Origin of the sequence: Myxacorys almedinensis A (assembly GCF_010091945.1) — a bacterium.
Taxonomy (GTDB): domain Bacteria; phylum Cyanobacteriota; class Cyanobacteriia; order Leptolyngbyales; family Leptolyngbyaceae; genus Myxacorys; species Myxacorys almedinensis.
In genome coordinates this window covers 1-1,017 of the sequence record NZ_WVIE01000060.1, presented here as the reverse complement: position 1 = coordinate 1,017, position 1,017 = coordinate 1, and the positions used below count along the sequence as shown (strand labels likewise).

2 protein-coding genes are annotated in these 1,017 nt (G+C 45.8%); both read left to right on the top strand.

Annotation, left to right across the window (positions count from 1 at the left end; genetic code table 11):
• Positions 1–357 (top strand): hypothetical protein (locus GS601_RS22615; RefSeq protein WP_238393463.1); only part of this gene is annotated, 357 nt, incomplete at its 5' end.
• The gene (locus tag GS601_RS22610; RefSeq protein WP_202925303.1) at positions 357–761 is read left to right on the top strand and encodes a type II toxin-antitoxin system VapC family toxin; all 405 of its coding nucleotides are present in this window, start codon (positions 357–359) and stop codon (positions 759–761) included. The genes GS601_RS22615 and GS601_RS22610, both read left to right, overlap by 1 nt.
• Positions 762–1,017: the final 256 nt, after the last annotated feature.

The following is a 1,017-nucleotide window of genomic DNA, read 5'->3' as shown; positions in this document are numbered from 1 at the left end:
CAATTGATTGAAGCGATCATCATGACTCCTAAAGAAGAACTGATTCAAGCCATTGAACGATCGCCGGATGAGGTTGTTCAGGCACTTCTGGAATTGCTCACAGTCTTGCAGCGGCAGCCGTTTGCAGTAGAACGTCCAATTCAATCCCAAAGGGTATTAGAGCAGATAGGGAGAGAATCTCAACCGATGAATTCTGGCGAGGGGCAATCAGACCGTCATCAACGTACCTGGCAATTTTGTGGTCGCTTTGCTATTGCTGAATCTGCATCAACTCATTCGCGCTCTAGATATGCTGACTTAACGGTAGAGACAAATGATGCTGAGCAAGTTGATGCTGTTCTCTATCAGGGGTTTTGATGACTCAAGTTTTGGTGGATACTTCTGCATTGATTGCATTTTTTGTTGGGTCAGAGAAACATCATTCTGCCGTCAAAAGCTACTTCCTAGAGCATCGAGCGATCGAGTGGGTCATCCTGTCGTCTGTGTTTGATGAAACGGTAACTTGGCTGAGGCTCAGAGTTTCTGTTTCTGCCTCGATTGAAATCGGTTCTGTACTACGGCAAGAGCATCGCTACATTGCTTTGTCAGAGGCGGATGATCAAGCAATCTGGGAAGCCTTCTGTCGCTATGATGACAAGCTTTGGAGTTATACAGATTGTTCGCTATTAGTAATGGCTCAACGCTTGGGGATTTTTGAGATTGTTTCGTTTGATCAGCACATTCGGCAGATGGCTGGTTTAGGAGTGGTTTGTTTGCCATAACGATGCGTTGATTGACAGAGCATAGGTAGGGCGATCAATCGCTCAATCATTCTCAAGAAGCGATCGCTGTTCCAAAGTGCGATCGCGCTTCATATAGAACCCAGATACTACTATGAGTGCGACTACGGAAAGAGAGGCGCGATCGCGCTACTGACGCTCTCTTGCTAAAATGAAGCATTCAATTGATTGAAGCGATCATCATGACTCCTAAAGAAGAACTGATTCAAGCCATTGAACGATCGCCGGATGAGGTTGT

Excerpts from the sequence above, each read along its gene's own strand:
- GS601_RS22610 (WP_202925303.1), top strand. The coding sequence starts at position 357 with ATGACTCAAGTTTTGGTGGATACTTCTGCATTGATTGCATTTTTTGTT.